This is a genomic window from Acetobacter sp. AC2005, assembly GCF_037901235.1.
Classification (GTDB): Bacteria; Pseudomonadota; Alphaproteobacteria; order Acetobacterales; family Acetobacteraceae; genus Acetobacter; species Acetobacter oryzoeni.
In genome coordinates this window covers 2645607-2661341 of record NZ_CP149625.1, presented here as the reverse complement: position 1 = coordinate 2661341, position 15735 = coordinate 2645607, and the positions used below count along the sequence as shown (strand labels likewise).

Genomic DNA, 15735 nt, shown 5'->3' with positions numbered 1-15735 from the left:
TTTCCCTACCTTCCAGAACACATCATCAAACACACTGAGGAGGTTCCAGACTAACCAATTCATCTACGTTGTAATCCAGCAAGCTTTGCAGGTGTTTTTCACCGTCCTGCACAAACAGATCACGTCCGATGCCAAAGGTTAGTTTTTCCACCCCAAAGCGCATGGCACTGATGGAGGAACCAGAAAGCCCCATGCTGGGTGTGGCAGAAAATGTAAAGTTATGGATAGCCGCAAGCATGGGAGCCAGCGGATCAGACGCATTGCGCGGCAGAAACTGGAAGCGTTCGCCCAGATAGGGGTGACTGCCCAAAAGTGTGCTCTGTTCGTCTTCCGGTGGGGCAAAACAATCCCGCCAGAGGGCAATATGTGGTGCCAGTTTGGCCAGTTCCGGCCGCTGGGCCAGATCAATTACAAAACCGGTGCCAATAATCAGGAAGTCAAATCGCATTTCACCATGTGGTGTGGTCACAACCACTTCCTTGCCTTCCTCCTTTACGGAAAGCCATGGAGTGCCCGTGTGAAAGGCAAAGTTTTTATGGCTCCGGCAGCGCCAGAACGTATCCTGCGGGGGCGGCTGGTTGAGATCATAAATCCGCCGCATGAAGCGCCAGCGCACCAGATCATCCAGTTCTGAAAAATAGCTGAGGAACCCGGCATTTTCCATCCAGCGATAGGGATTTACAGATGGAATTTTTTTGCGGCGCAGGCACAGATCAACCTGCTTGGCGCCATGTTCCAAAGCTGTTGCAGCGTTATCAAAAGCCGAGGCCCCAGCCCCAAGAACGCCAATGCGTTTGCCGCGCAGTTTTTCAAAATCAATCTGTTCATGCGTATGGGCATAACGTGTTTTGGGCAGTGATTTGGTAATGAAGTCTGGCACATGCCATGCGCCACCGCCTTCAATACCAGTTGCCAGCACAATTTTACGTGCCCAAACCTGTTTTTGCACACCGCCAGCGCATGAAAATGTCAGTTTCAGCAGGTTGTCCTGCCACTCAATATCTACCAGTTCGTGCTCATTTTTTACGGGCAGTTCCAGAACATCACGCACCCAATCCAGATAAGCCTGCCAATCCTGACGGGAGATTTTATCCAGCGTATGCCATGCGGCAGCACCGTAGCGGGCTTCATACCAGGATTGAGGTGTCAGGCTGGGGATACCGAGGTCCGGGCCAGTAACATATTTGGGCGTACGCAGTGTTAGCATACGTGCAAACGTAATCCACGGGCCTTCTCCCCCTTTAGGGGCGGTATCAAAAATACAGGTGTTTGTAATGCCGCGCCGCTTCAGCCCAAAGCAGGTGGCCAGACCACCCTGCCCGCCGCCAATAATAGCAACATCCAGAACATCTTCGCCATCATGCTTGTGGGGAATGCACCAATTGCCTGTTGCATACTGAATTTTTGCGAGATCATCACGCACACGTTTATTAAGCTGTTCCATGCCTGCATATCAGTCCGAAATATGCGTTGCCCGAAAACAATCTGATTCATGCCCCTGACAACGACGATAAAATCAAGCATAATGTTTCACATCCGCATCGTTCTTGTATATGACATAATTCAGCATGGTGCGTTCGCAAAATGAGAGCAAAAGCAAATGCCAGTTTTTTCCCGTTTTCTTCGTTACTTCATGGCTGTTGCTCAGCATGGCTCAATCCGTAAGGCTTCGGACGAACTGCATATTGCCGCTTCCGCTATTGATAGGCAGATTCTTCAGGGTGAAAAATTGCTGGGCACGCTGTTGTTTGAGCGCCTGCCAACGGGCCTGCGCCTGACAACCGCCGGAGAGTTACTCTTAACATCCTGCCGCCATTGGTCGCGAGACTTAAATACGCTTAAAATCCAGCTAGATAACCTTAAAGGCCTGCGGCAGGGCACGGCGGATATTCTTATCCCGGATGCGCTCACCAAAGGTTTTCTGCCGGTTCTTCTGGGGAGGTTGCGTGAAAGTCACCCAGGTATTCTGGTAAGTGTGCATGTGCGCAAAAGCCAGAATATGGGAGAGCTTTTGGTAAAGGGACACGCAGATTTTGCCCTGATGTTCAACCCAAGCCACATGCGGGAATTGACCGTGCGGGCACATAAGGAAATCCCGCTAGGGTTTATTTCTCTGCCGTCTCACCCCGTTGCAGCGTTGAGTGAGGCACGCTTTAGTGTGGCGGCGGAATATCCTGTTATTGTGCCCTCTCCTCCTCTTGCGCTTTGGCGGCCCATTGGACTTTTGGAAGCGGAAACAGGGATAGAAATAGCCGCTGTTGCACGCGCAGATAATATTCAGATGATCAAATCTCTGGTGCTGGAAGGCACGGGAATTGGGATATTAAGTTATCTGGATGCCTATGATGAGGTGCAAAAAAATCAGCTGGCTTTCACCCCTATCGTGCATAAAAAACTTACGCCACTTCCCTTGGCTTTGTGTGTAGATCGTTCTCGCCAGCTTTCTACGGCAGCGCGGTTTATTATTAGTGAAATTGAAAATTTCTTTCTGGAACAGCTATAAAATCATGTCAGTCTCTTCTGCAAAAACGGCTATTCGGGGTTGCTACATCACTTTCAAGGGCAATCCTTTTATGGTGCCCCCGGAAGAAAGTTTGAGCGTTGAAGAAGACGGCCTGATTGTAATGGAAGCTGGCCGCATAACGGACTGCGGGCCTTATGCGGCCCTTGCACCCAAGCTGGATAAGGCAGTTCCGATTACGCATTATCCGGATAGCATTATTTCTGCCGGGTTTATTGATACGCACGTCCATTATCCACAAATGCCCGCTATTGCCTCGTGGGGGCAGCAGCTTTTGCCGTGGTTGGAACAATATATTTTTCCAACTGAAGCCAGGTTTGATGATTCCACTTACGCAGAAGCAGTTGCCAGTGCATTTCTGGACGAGCTTTTGCGGAATGGCACAACCACGGCGGCTGTATATTGCACTGTGCATGCGCAATCGGTGGATGCGTTTTTCAGACAATCAGAAAAACGTGGAACCCGCATGATTGCGGGCAAGGTGCTGATGGACCGCAATGCTCCAGACAACCTGCGTGATACCGCCAAAAGTGGATATGATGATTCAACCGCTTTAATCCAACGTTGGCACAATAAAGGCCGCCAGCTTTATGCCGTAACACCTCGCTTTGCCATTACCAGCACGCCAGAACAACTCGAAATGGCTGGAGATCTGCTCACGCGCCATTCTGATGTCTTTATGCAAACACATCTGGCGGAAAATATGGATGAAATTAAAGCTGTTTCCAGCTTGTTTCCAGAATCCGCTTCATATCTGGATGTTTATGCGCAAGCAGGTTTGGTTGGAGCACGTTCTATTTTTGGGCATGGTATTTATTTGCAGGAAACAGATTTTCAGCACTGCCATCATGCCAAGTGTACACTTGCACATTGTCCAACCTCCAATCTGTTTTTAGGGAGTGGCTTATTCAAGCTGTTTGACGCCATTAGGTCAGACCGACTCGTTCATGTTGGGCTGGGCACAGATGTTGGTGCAGGCACAACGTTATCCATGCTCGGCACAATGGGCGAAGCCTATAAAGTTTCACTCATGGCTGGCGGAGAACGGTTGCAAGCCATTCAGGCTTTTTGGCTTGCAACGGCTGGAGCCGCAGAAGCACTTAAACTGGATACAAAAATCGGCCGTATTGCACCCGGAATGGAGGCTGACCTTTGTATATTGGATCCAGCCGCTACACCCATGCTTGCGCAAAGAACCGCCCACTGCCAGGCGGTGCAGGATATGCTTTTCCCGTTGATGATCTTGGGGGATGACCGCAGCGTAAAAGCAACATGGGTGAATGGGAAAGCTGTGTATGAGCGGCCTTAAAAAGCCGCCACACATCCATCGCTACGCGGGTCAGCTGCACCTTCCAGCATACCATCGGCATGCCTTACAATAGCGCCGGCATGCCCCATCATATTAGAAAAAGGTGCAACACGCTCTACGGGGTGGCCTGCTTTTTCCAGCTTGGCCACAACGCCCGCATCCATGTTGCTTTCCACTTTCAGGGATTGGCTTTCACTGCCCCATGTGCGGCCCAACAACCACCGAGGCGCCGTAACAGCCTGCTGCAAAGGCATGCCAAAGTGTGCATATCTGGTAAAAACCGCGGCCTGTGTTTGAGGTTGGCCCTCGCCCCCCATTGTGCCGTAAACCATCACGCGGCCATCATCAAAATGTGCGAGTGCCGGGTTGAGAGTATGGAAAGGCTTGCGCCCCGGCACAAAGGCATTCCATGCGCCTTCCTCCAGTTGGAAGGAGGCTCCGCGATTTTGCCAGAGAACACCCGTTTGCGGCAGAAAAACGCCAGATCCAAACTCAAAATACAGGCTTTGTATCATGCTTACGGCAACGCCAGAGGAATCAATGGCACCCATCCATGTCGTATCTCCAGCCTGTGAAGGCTGAGGCCACGGGGAAGCACGCTGCATGTCAATTTTATGCGCCAGTTCAGTGCAAAGCTCTTCATTGTCCAGAAAAGCCTGAGCGTCTTCTGTCATCCATCGTGGATCACCCACATGGGCATTGCGGAACAGAAAAGCCTGTTTTGTTGCTTCTACCAACCCATGTATATGGGCAAATCCCACGCCTTCCTGTACACCCAGTTTTTCAAATAGCCGTAGAATAGCCAAAGATGCTACACCCTGCGTTGGAGGTGGCGCATTGTAAAGCTGGGCATGTTTCAGCTTTGCGGCAAGCGGTTTCCTGAAGACGGCCTCATGTGATGAAAAATCTTCAGAGCTTAAGGGGCTGCTTATTCGTTGTAGATCCTGCAAAAGGTTTTGTGCGGTCGTTCCAGCATAGAAACTTTGTAGCCCATCTTGAGCGAGTTGACGTAGCGTATGCCCTAATGCTGGGTTCTTGCGCACCATGCCATGCTGAAACAATTTGCCATCCGGCGCATAGGACTGCGCAAAATCCTCATTTTGCAAAAGCTCATTTTGCTTGGAGGCCAGAAGTTCTGCTTCACTTTCTGAAACAACATAGCCATTTTCTGCATACCAAATGGCATCTTCCAAAAGTGCGTTTATTGGAAGGGGATTTTTGATAGATGCACTCTGTTGCAAGGCAAGCTGCCAGCCAGAAACAGTGCCTGCCATTGTATTGGCCGCCCAGCCCCCACGCCATGGCACAGTTGTATGGCCCGCGTTACGATATGCGTCTATTGAACCCTGCAAAGCTCCGGCACCACAGGCTTCTATAACTTCTACCCGGCCATCTGGGTAAGAAACCAGCCAGAAGGCATCGCCCCCAATGCCGGTCATATGTGGGTAAACGGCACATAAGGTAGAGGCCATTGCTACAACGGCCTCCAGGGCTGTGCCGCCCTGTTTTAGTATGGAAAGGCCGCTCTGGCTGGCCAGATGATGCGGTGATGTCACCATCCCGCGTCCCGACTGGAATGTATGTTGCATGACAATCAACCGCTTTTCATAAATGGGAATAAGATAATACGACGTATCAGATACTTGACCACGCCAGCAGGTCAAACCCCTCCCTATTACTTACCGTCAGCGAACTGTTCCTGCCCGACGATTCCGAGTTTTGTGACGCCGAGACGCTGTGCGTCGGCCATGACGTGGATGACGGTCTTGTAGTCAGCCAGACGGTTGGGCTGGAGGCGGAACTCCGGGCGGGAAGCCTCTGGCCCGCTGGCGATCTCACGCAGATGCGCCTGCAGATCGGCCTCGCCATTGATGGGCTGGCCATTCCAGGTCAGCGAGTTGTCAAAGTCCACAACCAGTGTCACCACAGGTGTTTCTTCCGTGCTGGGCGGCGGGTTGCCCTGCGGCAGATCAATCGAGACCGCCTGCGTCTGCAACGGGATGGTGATGATCAGCATGATCAGCAACACCAGCATCACGTCAATCAGCGGCGTGGTGTTGATATCAACAATGCCTTCATCTTCCGTTGTGCTCTCAGAGCCAACATTCATGCCCATGGCCTGTGCTCTCCCCCACAGGATGGGGTGGCGTGCTGCGCCACCCGCCCCTGCCTATTTCGGCTTTTCCGTAATGAAATCGATATGGCTGATGCCCGCTTCCTGACACGTCGCCACCAGACGGCCCACACTCTCATAGCGTGTGGTCACATCTCCGCGGATCTGGATCTGCGGCTGGGGCTTTTGCACCGCCGCCTTCTCCAGCCGGGCCAGAAGATCGGCCCGGTCCCTGATCGGCGTTTCATCCCAGAAGGTCTGACCATCCGCCGTGACTGCCAAAACCACATTGCTCAGCTTGGTCTGGGTTGGCTGGTTCATGTCCTTGGGCAGCTGCACCTTCACGGTATGTGTCGCCACCGGAATGGTGATCAGAAAGATGATCAGCAGCACCAGCATCACATCCACAAGCGGTGTGGTGTTGATGGCGGAGACGACGTCGTCTTCCCCGCCGCTATCGCCAACCTGCATGCCCATAAGCGTTCTCCTTGCCTTGACCTGACCCGTTGATTAGCCGACGCGGTTGGAAACCGTGGCCGTGGTGGGGGAGTTATCCGGGCGCACCACAATCTGATCCACCGCAGCCCCATGACGCACGCCACCGATAAGGATGGACTGCAGGTCAGCGGCAAAGTCACGCACCAAGTCCATGGCCGTCTTGTTACGGCGCACCAGCAGGTTGTAGCCCAGAACGGCCGGCACAGCGGTGGCCAGGCCAATGGCCGTCATGATCAGGGATTCACCCACGGGCCCTGCCACCTTGTCGATGGAAGCCTGACCGGCAATGCCGATGGCTGTCAGCGCGTGGTAGATCCCCCACACCGTGCCGAACAGACCGATGAACGGAGAGGTGGAGCCCACGGTGCCCAGAAAGGCCAGACCCTTTTGCAGGCTGTTCTGGATGTTGTTGACCGCGCGCTGGATGGACATGCCCGTCCAGCTATGCAGGTCAATGCTTTCCTGCATCGTGCCTTCATGGTGTTCGGCAGCCACAATACCGGTATCGGCGATGTAGCGAAACGGGGATGTGGAAGTGAGTGCGGAAGCACCTTCTTGGATGCTGTGCTTGGTCCAGAAGCTTTTGGTGGCTTCCTTGGCGGCGGCGAACAGGCGGGCCTGCTCGATGAACTTGGTGATCATGATATACCAAGTGCCCAGGGACATGGTGAGCATGATCAGCAGCACGCCGCGGGCAATGATATCGCCGTTGGACCACAGAGCACCCAGACCGTAGGGGTTGGCTTCTTCCTTGGTGTCTGCTGCAGGTGGAGCCTGTTCAGCCGGGGCGCTGGCAGCAGGTGCAGGCGCTTCTGGTGCCGCAGGGGCTGGGGCTGCATCTGGTGTGGCGGCAGGTGCCGGTGCGGAAGATGGCGCCGCATCAGGAGCCGGGGCCGTGGCTGCGGGTGCTGCATCCTGCGCAAAAGCCGCAACTGGGGTTGCAGTGCTCATCAGCAGCGCCAGAGCCGGAGCCGCAAGACCTGACACAAAAGAACGGGGCAGTCTGGTCATCTTCCTCATAATCCTCATCATCAGGGCCCGATCCGGCAGGGTATGGCCATTATGGGCCGGGCAATCCGTTATTGTGTTCGTAAGCTGATCTCAGTCATCCAGCTTGAAGTGGATGACATAGACCTTGTGCAGTTCCTTCACCGGCACACCATTGCGCATGGCTGGGCGATAACGGGCCTTGTGCACGTAATCCAACGCCGCCTGGGCAAAGGCCTGACCACCAGAGACCGACTGCACCTGGCAGTTGCTGGTCATGCCCGTGGGTTCCACATCACATGCGACCGTCACGCGGCCTTCAATGTTGTCTTCCTCCATTTCTGGGGGATAGACCGGCTGCACATGGTTAAGCGGTGCCGTTCCGGCCGTGGTGTCTGGCGCATCGGATGACGGTGCGCTGGCTGCGGGTTCGGTAGCGGCAGGTGGTGCCTTGGCCGTTTTGGTCTGTGGGGGTGCCGGATGTTTGGGTGGCGCCTTGGCCACATGCTTGATAGGCGGCTTGGGCGGCGGCGGCACCTTGATCTTGGGCGGTGGAATGAACGGCGGCGGCGGCTCTGCCATCACCGGCGGTGGCGGCGGCGGTGGAGGTGGCGGCGGTGGCGGCTGAGGTGGTGGCAGCACTTCCGTCTGGATGGGCGGGTGTTCAACGGGCACGCTCGCCTTCGTACCCATCCCATACATCAGCCCCCACACACCAGCTCCATGCAAAAGAAGAACCGCTATAAGCGCACCAGCCCCAACCGCACCACCCGCGCGAAGAACATAACGCTCCTTCCCCTCTGTTCGTTGAGAGTTATCCTGCATTGCGCCAGTTTCCCTCCGTTGCTTTCTTGAAAAACCTCTGGAAAAGCAACTCTAGAAAAATATTATTCCTGATAAATAGTTACTTTTAAAAGTTAAGATAAATTTTCGTTTCTTACCAAAAACAAAAAATGCACTTCCTCGTTGCCAAATAGTGATCGGGTGGGAAATGTCCGTCAGAATCATGGCAGCGCATATCAGTTCCTCACGCAAAACAACGAAGTTAAAAGTTATATTATTAAATTACACACAAAAAATTGAGTCAATTATAAAAAGCAAAACTTTAATCGTGATTTAAAATTGAAGCTCTGCCCTATCTTAAAAAGCGTGATGCGTGAGACAATGCTGCAAAATAAAATGTTCAGGAATACAAATGGGTGCGCGAATATTAAATATATTTTTGTAAATTATGTATTTGTTATATACGAATGCTCGTAAATGAATATTTTATGAGTAATAAAATGTAGAAATAAAGGTAAAAGTAATTATTTTAAGTTTTGTATATGCTTTTTTTATCGATCTATGTGTCCCAGATCTTTTTCGGGAGCAATAATGTTTCTTACCCTTTGCTTGAGTTCTTTGGGGTTGGGAAAGCCCCCGTCCCGCTTGCGTTCCCATATTACTTTATCATCTAAACGGATTTCAAATTTTCCCCCTGTATCAGGGCAAAGTGCAACCTCGCCCAATTGATTTCCAAAAGTGGAAAGGAGTTCTTGCGCCATCCATGCAGCGCGCAAAAGCCAGTTGCATTGTGTGCAATAGTAAATGGAAACGCGGGGCAAAGGCATAAGTGTGTTTTCCGGTTTGAATCTCTAATGTCAAAGACGAATGGGCAATGGGTAAGGTTGCTATGCTAACGTCTGTTTTTAAAGCGATATAGATGCTTTAGATATGTAACAACTTCATTATGATACACTTCAAACATGAACAAAATGTCAATTTGTTTTGGTGCAATTGTAAGGTGTTTATGCAGCTTTTTTGATCAAGATCATTGAGGGGTTTGTGTTGTTCTTTTAATCTGCAAAACTCAGAAAATTGTAGGTTATGCAGCCTGTGTAGAGCAATGTGTTGGTATATAAAATAATAACTTGACCATTGTGTCATAATTTAATCATATGCCCCGTCTGCATTCTGCGCTTTGAACATATTGTTATCAGCTTTTTTCCAGCAAGGTTTATTGTGAAAACTCCTGCCAAAATTGCAATCATCGCTGTTTCTCTCTTTGCAGTCGCGGGCGGGGCCTTCGCATGGCATGAACATCAAGTCGCTCAAAGTGTGCCAGATGGCATTATTTACGGAAACGGGCGGTTGGAATTTACCCGTGTGGATGTGGCCGTGAAATATCCGGGGCGCATTACGCAATTATTGGCGCAGGAAGGGGACACCGTAACCTCCGGTCAGATTCTTGCGCAGGAAGATAAGGCAACCATTCAGGCGCAATACGATCAGGTAAGTGCACAGCAAAATCGCGCAGCAAGTGCGGCAGGCCGAGCCTCGGCTGAGCTTGTGGCGCGTCAGGCAGCCTTGCAACTTGCACGTGATGAATTGCGGCATGCCCAGAAAATGCGGCAGCAAAACCTTGTTTCCGATATGGAAGTTACGCAACGGCGCACGCAGGTTGAAACTGCACAGGCTGCGGTAAATGCGGCCTCTCAGGCCGTGCAGGAAGCCGTGCATGCCAAAGAGGGTGCCGCAGCGCAGGTTAATCAGGTTCAGACCGTTCTGGATGATATGACTATTCGCGCCCCTGTTTCTGGCCGGATTGAATACCGTGTTATTGAAACGGGAAGTGTTCTGCCACCGGGTGGGCGTGTGTACTCCATGCTGGATCCGGTGGATCCTTACATGACGCTGTTTTTCTCCACCGCATCTATTAGCAATCTGAAAATAGGTGATGAAGCGCGCATCCGGTTTGATGGAATGGATACGCCTGTTGCAGCCACTGTTTCCTTTATTGATAGTCAGGCCCAGTTCACCCCCAAATATGTGGAAACAGCCACCGAGCGTGAACAGCTTGTATACCGCGTAAAACTGCGCGTAACCGCAGATGAGCAGAAGAAACTTGGCACATTGTTAAAAGCCGGAATGACGGGTGAAGGCTATATCAAGCAACGGCCAGATGCCGCCTGGCCTAAAGCAGCACTGTCTGGCGATGCCAGATAATGGGGGCATCTGCTTCTGAAATTCGTGTTGAAGGTGTAAGCCATGCTTATGGTGGGCGCGATGTTCTGCACGATATTTCCCTTACCCTTCCCGCAGGGCAAACCATTGCGTTTATTGGGCCGGATGGTGTTGGTAAATCAACACTTCTGGGGCTGATTGCGGGGGTTCGGCATCTTCAGCGTGGGGCCATTCACACACTTGGTGTGGATATCAGCAACAGAGCCGGGCGAGAGGCTTTTCTTTCTCGCCTGGCTTTTATGCCGCAAGGGTTGGGCAAAAACCTCTACCCTACCCTTTCTGTGCGTGAGAATATCGACTTTTTTGGCCGGCTGTTTGCGTTGGATGCCACAACCCGCGCCAACCGTATTACGCATCTGCTGGATGCTACCGGTCTTGCGCCTTTTCCAGACAGACCCGCAGGCCACCTTTCTGGCGGTATGAAGCAAAAGGTCAGCCTTTGCTGCTCCTTGGTGCATGAGCCAGACTTGCTTATTCTGGATGAACCCACAACGGGGGTGGATCCACTTTCCCGGCGTCAGTTTTGGGCGTTGGTGGAGCAAATGCGGGCTGAGCGCCCCTCCATGACCGTTATTGTTTCTACCGCTTATATGGATGAAGCCGAGCGGTTTTCTTGGCTGGTGGCCATGAATGACGGGCGTATTCTGGCCTCTGGCCCCACAGATGAGGTGAAGAAACAGACCCACACCACAACGGTGGAAGCGGCTTATATCTCACTTTTGCCTGCGGCGGATCAGAAGGAGATTTCTGATTTTGCAATTCCGCCTTATCAGGATGATGGCAGCCCCCCGGTTATTGATGCTGAAAACCTGACACGTAAATTTGGGTCTTTCACGGCGGTTGACCATGTGAGTTTCCGTATCCGTCGGGGTGAGATTTTCGGGTTTCTGGGCTCTAACGGCTGCGGTAAATCCACCACCATGAAAATGCTGACAGGGCTGTTGGATATTACCAGCGGCACTGCAACCCTGTTTGGCCGCCCGATAACACCGGGAGACATGAAAACGCGTATGCGTATTGGCTATATGTCTCAGGGTTTTTCTTTGTATGAAGAACTGACGGTACGCCAGAACCTGATGTTGCAGGCAGAGCTTTTTCAGCTTTCCTCAACCGAGGCCAAACAGCGTGTTGAAAACATGCTGCAAAGCTTTCAGTTGGCCGATGAGGCCGATAGCCGCCCAACGGGCCTGCCCTTGGGGTTTAGGCAACGGCTGCAACTTGCCGCCGCCTGCATTAACAACCCGGATATTCTTATTCTGGATGAACCAACTTCTGGCGTGGACCCGGCTGCGCGGGATATGTTCTGGAAGCACCTTGTAGCACTTTCACGCCAGAAACATGTGACCATTTTTGTTTCCACACACTTCATGAACGAAGCTGCCCGGTGTGACCGCATTTCCCTTATGGATAAGGGCAAGGTGCTGGCTATGGGCACCCCTGCCGAGATTACGAAGGAGGAAGGTGCCTCCACTCTGGAAGATGCGTTTATTTCGTGCCTGGAAAAAGCAGGTAATTCCATAGCTGTTGCCAAGCCCCAGCAGGCTGCCGCAGCAGCAACGGGTGCAATGCGCACAATACCGCCTTACATACGCTGGTTTTCGCGCTGTTGGGCTTTTGCGCGGCGTGAGGCTGTGGAACTGATGCGTGACCGCCTGCGGTTGATGTTCGCCATTCTTGGCCCGACCATTCTGCTGCTGATTTCAGCTTATAGTATCTCGTTCGATATCAACACCATTCGCTACACTGTGGTAGATTACGATCATACCCATGCCAGCCGTGAACTGGTGGAGCAGTTTCGGGGCTCTCGTTATTTTCAGGAAACCGCGTTTTCACCAGATCGCGAAACGCTGGAAACACGCATACGCCATGGGCAGGTTGCAATGGGGCTGGATATCCCGCCCGGTTTTGGCCGAGATGTTGCCGCAGGGCGTAACCCGGCCATTGGTGTGGTTATTGATGGCTCCATGCCCTTTTTAAGCGCCAATGTGCGTTCTTACACAGATGCCGTGCTGTTAACCTATATGGCGAATATGCAAAAAACGCTGCCGGCATCCGTAACATCCAGTCTGATACCCGTAAGCATAGTGCCGCGCTTTGTGTACAATCAGGAATTCCGCAGCATTTTTGCCATGACCCCCGGCACCATCATGCTGGCGCTTATTCTTGTTCCCACCATGCTGACAGCTCTTGGTGTTGTGCGGGAAAAGGAAATTGGTTCCATTATGAACCTATATGCCTCCCCCGCCAGTTCCGGGCAGTATCTGGTGGGCAAGCAACTGCCTTACGTGGCACTGGCTGTCATGGCTTATCTGGTGCTGGTGGCGCTTTCTGTTACCGTTCTGGGGGTGCCGCTTAAAGGCTCTTTTGTAGGGCTGAGCATTGGGGCCACGCTGTATATTCTGGCAAGCACCGGGCTGGGGCTGCTGATTTCAACTTTTGTCAGTTCTCAGGTGGCGGCTATTTTTGGTACGGCCATTATCTGCCTGATTATGTCTGCCAATTTTTCGGGCTTGCTGTATCCGGTTTCAACACTTACCGGGTTTACCTATTATCTGGGCAAATCTTTCCCGGCTTCGTGGTTTCAGCTTATTAGCCTTGGCAGTTTTACCAAGGGGTTGGGTATTAAATCCTTTCTTTCCATGTATCTGGCACTGGGTGGTTTTGCCGCGCTTTACATGGTGGGGGCACGCCTTTTCTTGAAAAAGCAGGATACTTGATGCTGCGCTGGCTCATAAATGTCGGCCTGCTGTGCCGCAAGGAATTCCACAGCCTGATGCGTGATTTTGTGCTGATGGGCCTGATTGTTTTTGCATTTTCTGCGGCCATTGTTCTGGTGGCGCATGGGGTGCGTGTGGATGTTGCAAACGCAACAGTTGCGTTTATTGATGAAGATCACTCAGCCCTTTCGCGCCAGTTACGTTCTGTTGTGCTGCCGCCTTACTTCAAGCCCCCTACCCTAACCAACCGTATTGACGGTAAAACAGGCATGGATAACGGAACCTACAATTTCGTTATTGATATTCCACCGCGTTTTGAAGCCGATGTGCTGGCAGGCCGCACGCCACAGATACAGGAACTAATTGACGCCACGGCTATGACGCAGGCCGGGCTTGGCAGTGTTTATCTGCAACAGATTTTTCTGGGTGAAGTAGAGGCGCAGCTCCATTCCCCCGATATCAACAAGCTGATGCCGTTTCATCCTGAAAGCCGCATCCGTTTTAACCCGAATAGTGAATCTGCATGGTTTACGTCTGTGATGCAGGTTGTCACCAACGCAACAATTCTTTCCATCGTGCTGGTTGGGGCTGCGGTTATTCGTGAGCGTGAGCACGGCACCATTGAGCACCTGCTTGTTCTGCCCGTTTCCGCCAGCCAGATTGCTATTGGGAAAATTCTGGCAAATGGTGCTGTTATCTTTGTAGCCAGCATGCTTTCCCTTTGGGTTATTGTGCATATCGGGCTGGCTGTGCCTATTTCTGGCTCGCCTTTACTGTTTGCCGCCTGCCTTGTTTTATATCTGTTTTCGGTAACATCTCTGGGGATGATGCTGGCAACCATTGCGCCCACCATGCCGCAGTTCGGGCTTTTGGTCGTGCCGGTTTATGCCGTGGCCTACCTGCTTTCTGGCGCGGCAACACCAGTAGAAAGTATGCCAGAGGCTGTGCAATCCTTGGTGCGGTTTTTCCCTACCACGCAATTTGTCAAAATTTCACAATCCATTCTGTATCGCGGTGCGGGGCTGGAAAGCATCTGGCCTTCGCTGCTGGCTATTGTGTTCTCTTCTACTCTCTTTCTTGCCATGGCGCTGCTTCGCTTCCGTTCCATGCTTGCCCGCCAGGATTGAATGCTGATGTCCCTTTCTTCCTCTTCTACGCGCTTATTGTTCAGCACTCTTCTTTGCACTGGCTTGGTGGCGTGCTCTCCTTTCCATACCAAACTACCGCCTTCCCACGTGGTGGTTCCGGCGCAGTTCAGTGCTACACCGCAGGATGCACAACCTACGGACCTGACAAACTGGTGGACAGCATGGCAGGATCCGTTGCTTGATCAGCTTGTGCAAAATGCGTTAGCCGCCAACCCGGAAATACGCATGGCGCAAGAGCGCGTGCAGGAATCTCGCGCCTATACCCAAATGGCCAAGTCCGCCCTGTATCCGACTATTGGCGCAACAGGCGGCATGATGGGTGGTGGTGTGGATTGGCGGCACCCGGTGCCACCGCTTATGAAAATGGCAGACCCAGACATTCAGGACCCGGCAACGGATGGGCATCTGGCCGGCATAACCATGGCGTGGGAGCCAGATATCTGGGGCCGCAACCGCGCCCGTAAACGGGCCGCGCAACATATGGCCTTGGCTGCGGCAGATGTGCTGCATGGCACACACATGGCCATTGCGGCAGATGTGGCCGCCAATTACCTTACAGCGCGCGGGCTGCAACAGCGTATTGCGTTGCTGGATCAATCAGCCCGCACGCTGCAGGAGCTTTTGCATTATGCTACAGCCCGATTTGATGCCGGCCAGACAACACGGGCTGATCTGGAAACCATAACGGCCCAGATCAATCAGGTACAAGCACAACGGCCATTACTGGTTGCGGCGTTTGATGTATGCCGGCATCGGCTGGCTATTCTATCCGGCCTCCCGCCCGAACAGGCGCCTGATCTGTCAGCACCGGCGCAATACCGAGTGCCAGCGCCACCGGCTACCGAATTGCCTTCTACAGTGCTGGACCGCAGGCCAGATGTGTTGTTGCAAAAGAATATTGTGCAAGCCAATCTGGAGCGGTTGATCAGCACAAAAACAGATTTGCTGCCACGGTTTGGGTTAGAGTTTTTTGGTGGTGATGGGCGCTTGCGGTTTGATGGTATTCCGGGTGTATCCGGCTCTGGCGGGCTTATGGCTGTTAACGCCTATCTGCCTATTTTTACGGCTGGGCGCATACAGGCCAAGATACGCGCGGCGGACTCTCAGCTAAAGCAGGCTGTGGCATCGTATGATCAAACGGTTCTGACAGCTTTGGCAGAAGTGGAAGACGCCTATGAAAGCCGTTCCAGCGCAGACCAGAACATTGCCAGCCTGAGTGGAGAAGTTTCATCCCTCTCTCTCGCCACAACTCAGGCGCAGGGCCTTTACGAGGGCGGGCAGTTTACCATGCAGGATATTCTGACTACCCGGATAAAAAAGATTTCCGCACAGGATGAACTGGCAAGTGCCCAAACCCGGCAGGCTTTGGCGACAGTGCGCCTTGCGCGGGCTTTGGGCGGTGGCTGGGATACGCAAACAACCAAGCGGTAAAAAGTCTA

The 15735-nt window shown here is 52.5% G+C and carries 13 protein-coding genes; 6 read left to right on the top strand and 7 right to left on the bottom strand.

Annotation, left to right across the window (positions count from 1 at the left end):
• Positions 1-25 precede the first annotated feature (25 nt).
• Positions 26-1444 (bottom strand): NAD(P)-binding domain-containing protein, encoded by a 1419-nt coding sequence (locus QQM41_RS12665; RefSeq protein WP_050819808.1) that lies wholly within the window; start codon positions 1442-1444, stop codon positions 26-28.
• Between the two features lie 156 nt (positions 1445-1600).
• Between QQM41_RS12665 and QQM41_RS12660 the strand changes: the two genes are divergently transcribed.
• Positions 1601-2503, top strand: coding sequence for a LysR family transcriptional regulator (locus tag QQM41_RS12660; RefSeq protein WP_339077350.1), 903 nt, complete (start codon positions 1601-1603; stop codon positions 2501-2503).
• Positions 2504-2507: 4 nt separating this feature from the next.
• The gene (guaD, locus tag QQM41_RS12655) at positions 2508-3830 is read left to right on the top strand and encodes a guanine deaminase (RefSeq protein ID WP_339077349.1); all 1323 of its coding nucleotides are present in this window, start codon (positions 2508-2510) and stop codon (positions 3828-3830) included.
• On the opposite strand, the gene QQM41_RS12650 is transcribed toward guaD, so the two are convergent.
• The 6 genes from QQM41_RS12650 to QQM41_RS12625 all read right to left on the bottom strand — a co-directional run bounded on the left by QQM41_RS12650 (position 3827) and on the right by QQM41_RS12625 (position 9038).
• Positions 3827-5419 (bottom strand): gamma-glutamyltransferase family protein, encoded by a 1593-nt coding sequence (locus tag QQM41_RS12650; RefSeq protein ID WP_339077348.1) that lies wholly within the window; start codon positions 5417-5419, stop codon positions 3827-3829. The genes guaD and QQM41_RS12650 overlap by 4 nt on opposite strands.
• Before the next feature lie 86 nt (positions 5420-5505).
• Positions 5506-5946 (bottom strand): biopolymer transporter ExbD, encoded by a 441-nt coding sequence (locus QQM41_RS12645; RefSeq protein WP_339077347.1) that lies wholly within the window; start codon positions 5944-5946, stop codon positions 5506-5508.
• A 54-nt stretch (positions 5947-6000) separates the two neighbouring features.
• Entirely contained in the window at positions 6001-6420 is a 420-nt protein-coding gene (locus QQM41_RS12640; protein WP_128104741.1) for a biopolymer transporter ExbD, read from the bottom strand.
• A 33-nt stretch (positions 6421-6453) separates the two neighbouring features.
• Complete coding sequence (locus tag QQM41_RS12635; protein WP_339077346.1) at positions 6454-7452, bottom strand: MotA/TolQ/ExbB proton channel family protein; 999 nt, start codon at positions 7450-7452, stop codon at positions 6454-6456.
• 90 nt (positions 7453-7542) lie between these two features.
• Positions 7543-8253 carry an energy transducer TonB gene (locus QQM41_RS12630; RefSeq protein ID WP_087652088.1) on the bottom strand — a complete coding sequence of 237 codons (711 nt, stop codon included), beginning with the start codon at positions 8251-8253 and terminating at the stop codon, positions 7543-7545.
• 509 nt (positions 8254-8762) lie between these two features.
• Positions 8763-9038: a SelT/SelW/SelH family protein gene (locus QQM41_RS12625; protein WP_050819809.1), complete on the bottom strand. Its 276-nt coding sequence runs from the start codon at positions 9036-9038 to the stop codon at positions 8763-8765.
• A gap of 391 nt (positions 9039-9429) precedes the next feature.
• Here QQM41_RS12625 and QQM41_RS12620 point away from each other — a divergent pair, with 391 nt between their 5' ends.
• From QQM41_RS12620 to QQM41_RS12605, 4 genes are read left to right on the top strand one after another with little or no spacing between them, the layout of a single operon-like run.
• A complete protein-coding gene (locus QQM41_RS12620; protein WP_339077345.1) occupies positions 9430-10413 on the top strand; it encodes an HlyD family efflux transporter periplasmic adaptor subunit in 984 nt (327 codons plus the stop codon).
• Positions 10413-13148, top strand: a complete 2736-nt coding sequence (rbbA, locus tag QQM41_RS12615) for a ribosome-associated ATPase/putative transporter RbbA (RefSeq protein WP_339077344.1) — start codon at positions 10413-10415, stop codon at positions 13146-13148. Before QQM41_RS12620 ends, rbbA begins: the two co-directional genes overlap by 1 nt.
• On the top strand, positions 13148-14275 hold the full coding sequence (locus QQM41_RS12610; protein ID WP_339077343.1) for an ABC transporter permease: 1128 nt from the start codon (positions 13148-13150) through the stop codon (positions 14273-14275). The genes rbbA and QQM41_RS12610 overlap by 1 nt, the downstream gene beginning before the upstream one ends.
• Entirely contained in the window at positions 14276-15727 is a 1452-nt protein-coding gene (locus tag QQM41_RS12605; RefSeq protein WP_339077342.1) for a TolC family protein, read from the top strand.
• Positions 15728-15735: the final 8 nt, after the last annotated feature.

Bases quoted from the DNA above. Each gene is read 5' to 3' on its own strand.
- QQM41_RS12650 (WP_339077348.1), bottom strand. From the start codon at position 5,419: ATGCAACATACATTCCAGTCGGGACGCGGGATGGTGACATCACCGCAT.
- QQM41_RS12645 (WP_339077347.1), bottom strand. From the start codon at position 5,946: ATGGGCATGAATGTTGGCTCTGAGAGCACAACGGAAGATGAAGGCATT.
- QQM41_RS12640 (WP_128104741.1), bottom strand. From the start codon at position 6,420: ATGGGCATGCAGGTTGGCGATAGCGGCGGGGAAGACGACGTCGTCTCC.
- rbbA (WP_339077344.1), top strand. From the start codon at position 10,413: ATGGGGGCATCTGCTTCTGAAATTCGTGTTGAAGGTGTAAGCCATGCT.
- guaD (WP_339077349.1), top strand. From the start codon at position 2,508: ATGTCAGTCTCTTCTGCAAAAACGGCTATTCGGGGTTGCTACATCACT.
- QQM41_RS12610 (WP_339077343.1), top strand. From the start codon at position 13,148: ATGCTGCGCTGGCTCATAAATGTCGGCCTGCTGTGCCGCAAGGAATTC.
- QQM41_RS12630 (WP_087652088.1), bottom strand. From the start codon at position 8,253: ATGCAGGATAACTCTCAACGAACAGAGGGGAAGGAGCGTTATGTTCTT.
- QQM41_RS12635 (WP_339077346.1), bottom strand. From the start codon at position 7,452: ATGACCAGACTGCCCCGTTCTTTTGTGTCAGGTCTTGCGGCTCCGGCT.
- QQM41_RS12665 (WP_050819808.1), bottom strand. From the start codon at position 1,444: ATGGAACAGCTTAATAAACGTGTGCGTGATGATCTCGCAAAAATTCAG.
- QQM41_RS12605 (WP_339077342.1), top strand. From the start codon at position 14,276: ATGCTGATGTCCCTTTCTTCCTCTTCTACGCGCTTATTGTTCAGCACT.
- QQM41_RS12660 (WP_339077350.1), top strand. From the start codon at position 1,601: ATGCCAGTTTTTTCCCGTTTTCTTCGTTACTTCATGGCTGTTGCTCAG.
- QQM41_RS12625 (WP_050819809.1), bottom strand. From the start codon at position 9,038: ATGCCTTTGCCCCGCGTTTCCATTTACTATTGCACACAATGCAACTGG.